The organism is Nocardia sp. NPDC060220 (assembly GCF_042727815.1).
Classification (GTDB): Bacteria; Actinomycetota; Actinomycetes; order Mycobacteriales; family Mycobacteriaceae; genus Nocardia.
In genome coordinates, this window is record NZ_JBHWZY010000578.1 from 1 (window position 1) to 4,516 (window position 4,516).

A 4,516-nucleotide genomic window follows, 5' to 3' on the forward strand; every position below is an offset into this window, starting at 1 on the left:
GTGCCAGCGTCCCGAGGGCCGCCGTGGCCACCGGTCTTCCTCGTCCTGTGCGCCGGGCCAGATCCTCGTCTCCGTGACCCGCTGCGGCATCTGCGGCTCGGACCTGCACGCACGAACGCACTGCGACGAACTCGCCGACCTCGCCGGCGCCACCGGCTACAGCGGCTTCATGCGTTCGGACCAGCGGATCGTCCTCGGGCACGAATTCACCGGCGAGATCGCCGAGTACGGCCCACACACCCACCGTCGCTGGAAGCCGGGCACACCGGTGGTCGCGATGCCGATTCTGCGCAGGGATCGCGAACCGGAGCTCACCGGGCTGTCCTCGAACGCCCCCGGCGGATACGCCGAACAGGTGCTGACGCAGGAGTCGGTGACATTCGAGGTCCCCAACGGACTCGCACCCGAGCTCGCCGCACTCACCGAGCCGATGGCGGTCGGCTGGCACGCCGTCCGCAAGAGCCGGATCGCCAAGGGGCAGACCGCGTTCGTGATCGGCTGCGGCCCCATCGGGCTGGCCGTCGTCACCATGCTGAAGGCCGCCGGTGTGCGCACCGTGATCGCGAGCGACTTCTCCCCGCGCCGCCGGGAACTGGCCCGCGCCTGTGGCGCCGACGTCGTGGTCGACCCGACCACCGAATCCGCCTGGGAGGCGGCGCCGAGGCCGCCCCGCATCGCCGGCGCCGCAGACTTGCTGAACCTGGGCTTCGACGTCATGGAACGGGTACGCCGCATCCCCAAAGTCCCGTGGTGGTACCTGTTTCGCGCGGCCCACATGCTCGACCGCGGCCCGGCCGGTCCGGTCGTCTTCGAATGTGTCGGCGTGCCCGGCATCATCGACCAGATCCTCACCGCGGCACCGCCGTCTACCCGTGTCGTGGTCGTGGGGGTGTGCATGCAGCAGGATGCGTTCCATCCCGCCAACGCCATCAACAAGGAGATCGAGCTGCGGTTCGTCCTCGGCTACGACCCCGGCGAATTCCGCGACACCCTGCACATGATCGCCGACGGCACCGTCGATCCCAGCCCGCTGATCACCGGTACGGTCGGGCTCGGCGGCGTCGAAGCGGCCTTCGCCGCACTGGGCTCCCCGGACCACCACGCCAAGATCCTGATCGATCCGCGCAGCGACAAAGTTGCGCCCTGAGACCGGAGCCGTTGGTCGACGGGGTGGTTGATACGGTCGCCCGCCCGCGCACTCAACGCCCAGGAATAGCCACGAACCGTCAATACCGAACAGTTCGGCCGGTACCGTTGTGGAGTGACCACCTCCGCTGATGCAGACACCACTCGCGACCGCATTGTCGCCGCGGCGACAGACGAGTTCGCGCAGTACGGAGTAGCGGGCGCTCGCATCGACCGGATCGCGAGCAAAGCGAAAACGAGCAAAGAGCGGCTGTACGCGCACTTCGGCGGCAAGCGCGCACTCTATCGGCATATCGCCGAGCGCGAGCTGGCGATGATGACCGAAGCCACCCGGATGGACGCAACCGACCTGCCCAGCTACGCGGGGCGGGTGCACGACTACTTCATGGCCCATCCCGACCATCTGCGGCTGCTGCAATGGGGGCGGCTGGAAATTGCCGAGTCACTGGGCAACCCGTTCCTGAGTACCGCGCGACGGACCGTGCGCAGCACTGTCGAACAGCTGCAACAGGCGCAGGACGCCGGGTATCTCGATCCGGCGTGGGATCCGATCGACGTCATGGTCGTCGTCACCCAGATCGCACTGGCCTGGGCCTGGCAGCCCGACCTCGTCGACTTCCTGGCCGAAGGACAGGTTCACAACCCATCCAGCGAAGCCCGTCGCGCTGCGATCGTCGCCGCCGTCGCAGGCCTGTTCCCCGTCATGGCTGGTACAGCTCCGGCGATCGACTAGCTGGTTGTTACGTCAGATTGCGCCGAGAGTTTGCTCGAGCGAGTCCAGGTTCTGGCGCAGGCGTTCGAGAATCCGGCGCGGGCCGCCTTGTCCGTTGGTGTCGGCTGCCGGATCCACGACGGTGCGCATCGCCATGTCGGCCAGCTGCGCGGCGGCGGCCGGGCCGTCGTCCTGCCCGGGATGGTGCCAGAACGCGATCCAGTTCAGCATGCCGATGATGCCGAACGCCGCGGTGCGGGAATCAGCCGGGTAGAACTGTCCGGCACGGATGCCGTCGTCGATGACGGCAATGAATTCCTTGAGGACCCGGCGCTTGCTGTTGCGGTAGGTGTTCGCGAGCGCGTCGGGCAGTTCCGCTTCGGATCGCAGGAGCAGCCGGAAGCGGTCGGGCGCCGCCAACTGATGCAGAGCGATCGACATCGCCATTTCGCGGAGTCGTTGCGCCGGATCGAGATCGGCGCGTTCGTTGATCTTGCGCAAGATTTGCGCGGGCTGTTCGGCGATTTCGGTCACCAGGCGGGCCAGCAGATCGTCTTTGTTGGCGACGTAGTGGTACAGCGCGGGGCGGGTCAGACCGGTCGCCTTGGCGATATCTTGGAGGGTGGTGCCTGCGAAACCCTTCTCCGCGAACAGGATGGTCGCCTGCTCCATGATCTCACGCTCGACGAGTTCGCGCCGGGAGGTGCTCTGCGCCCCCGCCGCGGGTTCGGACGCCGCCCGGCCACGGGTAGCGCGTCGGGCGGCGGCGGGTCGCGACTCGTCGTGTGCATCGGTGTTCACCCTCGATAGGCTATGCGCTGTCATGACAGCGCACTATCGCGCTCGCGCGGTGATCCCGCCACAACGGTGGCAACGGCGGTGAGGTCGACGAGGTGGGTGCGGCCGCCGGCGAGCCCGGCGGCGGCGTCGGCCCGGTATTCCTCGGGAACATCGACGATGACCGTGGCCTTCGAGCGCCACGTGACACGCTCGGCGAAGTCGAGGCGGGTGAGCACCTCCTGGCGGGAGGGCCGCCCGGTCAGCCAGATCACGCCGGACGGCGGAAGCCCCGCGATGACGGCGTCCGCCGCCGCACTCCAGGCCGAATCGATGTCGAGTTCGACGACGACGGTCGACGGGTCGTCACGCAGCGCGGCGGGAGCAAGCCGATCGGGGTAGGCCCGCTCGGCCCGTTCCAGCGGCTGATCGAGCACCCACTCCAGCAGGCCGGCATCAGGGACCGCGTCAGGCGAGACTCCCGCGTAGTCGGCGACACCGCGTTTCGCGACTTCGGGCGCGGAGGCGGCGAATCGTTCGAGCGAAACCTTTCCCGCACGGGTCATGTAGTTGATCATCAGCTGGTCGACCGGCAGGCCCATGCGTTCGGCGAACGCGTCCCACCACCGCTCGCTGCGGGCGGCGATGGACTGCAAGCGCTCGACGTCGGCGCGGCGGCGGTTCTCGTACTCGTCCAGTGCCGCCTCGATCGTGGTGGCTTCGGCGATGGCCTGATCGAGCGCGATCGCGTCTTCCATCGCCAGTTTGGTGCCCGAGCCGATGGAGTAGTGCGCGGTGTGCGCCGCGTCGCCGAGGAGTACGACATTGCCCGCGTGCCACCGGCGGCAGGTGACCGTGCGGAACCGCAGCCAGCGAGTGCGATTGCCGATCAGGTGGTGTCCCTGCAAGGTGTCACCGAACGCCTTCTCGAGGTACGCCAGGGACTCGTGATCGGATTCCGCCGCGGGGATCTGTTCGGTCGTGAGGTCGAATCCCGCTCGCTTCCAGGTGCGTTCGTCGGTTTCGATGAGGAATGTGCTGCGGTCGGGCGCGTAGGGATAAGCGTGCGCCACAAAGGTGCCGTGCTCGGTCGTGATCGGGGTGAACACCGCGCTCGGCAGGGCGAAGTCGGTGCCACACCACAGGTAGAGGCCGGTGCCGGTCCGGATGTCCGGTTCGATCGTGGCGGCCAGCGCGGTCCGCGTGGCGCTGTTGACACCGTCCGCCGCCACGATCAGATCGGCGTCGAGGTCGTCGATCGAACGTCGTTCGCCGAAGCACAGCCGGACGCCGGCGGCTTCGGCGTGGCGCTGCAGCACCGACAGCAAGGTGGTCCTGGCGATCGCCAGTAGCTCACCGTGCGAGATCCGCGCGACGTTGTCGCCGATCCGCATCGACATCTCGTGCCCGTGCGAGGACGCGACGATGTCTTCCAGCGAGGACGAGTCGGCGGCGCGCAGATTGCGCTGCGTGCGGGAGGCGAGACCGACGCCGAACCCGAATGTCGTATCCGGCGAACCCTGTTCGTAAACAGTAACCTCCGCGTCCGGGTGACTGCGCTTGAGCAGCCGCGCCGCGTACAAGCCGCCGGGGCCACCCCCGAGCACGGCCACTTTCTCCAGCCTCATGACGAACTCCTCATTCGATATCCACGTTTCTTCGGCACAGCCGTATTCAGAGAAATGATTTCGGCCGATCTAGCCGGGTGACTGTTCGCTCTCGAGCTTGTCGATGACATCGGCGCGCAGCTGCTTCTTGTTGATTTTTCCCACATTGGTCTGCGGGAAGGCACTGACCCATTCCAGTCGTTCGGGCCATTTGAATTTCGTGGTCACGCCGGAGGCGAGGGAGGCTTCCATGACGCGGGGCGAGAGCAGGTGC

Annotated in this window: 4 protein-coding genes and 1 pseudogene; 2 read left to right on the forward strand and 3 right to left on the reverse strand. The window is 67.4% G+C overall.

Annotated features, from left to right (window positions below; all coding sequences use genetic code 11):
- On the forward strand, positions 1–1,147 hold a 1,147-nt coding region (locus ACFWF3_RS25490; protein WP_379315781.1), incomplete at its 5' end, for a zinc-binding dehydrogenase.
- 114 nt (positions 1,148–1,261) lie between these two features.
- Positions 1,262–1,879 carry a TetR family transcriptional regulator gene (locus ACFWF3_RS25495; protein ID WP_378925674.1) on the forward strand — a complete coding sequence of 206 codons (618 nt, stop codon included), beginning with the start codon at positions 1,262–1,264 and terminating at the stop codon, positions 1,877–1,879.
- A 12-nt stretch (positions 1,880–1,891) separates the two neighbouring features.
- Here ACFWF3_RS25495 and ACFWF3_RS25500 read toward each other — a convergent pair whose 3' ends face one another.
- From ACFWF3_RS25500 to ACFWF3_RS25510, 3 genes and pseudogenes are all read right to left on the reverse strand, one after another.
- On the reverse strand, positions 1,892–2,683 hold the full coding sequence (locus ACFWF3_RS25500) for a TetR/AcrR family transcriptional regulator (protein ID WP_379315783.1): 792 nt from the start codon (positions 2,681–2,683) through the stop codon (positions 1,892–1,894).
- The gene (locus ACFWF3_RS25505) at positions 2,680–4,263 is read right to left on the reverse strand and encodes an FAD-dependent monooxygenase (protein WP_379315785.1); all 1,584 of its coding nucleotides are present in this window, start codon (positions 4,261–4,263) and stop codon (positions 2,680–2,682) included. Before ACFWF3_RS25505 ends, ACFWF3_RS25500 begins: the two co-directional genes overlap by 4 nt.
- Before the next feature lie 69 nt (positions 4,264–4,332).
- Positions 4,333–4,516 (reverse strand): annotated as a pseudogene (locus ACFWF3_RS25510) ((2,3-dihydroxybenzoyl)adenylate synthase); the annotation flags it as partial.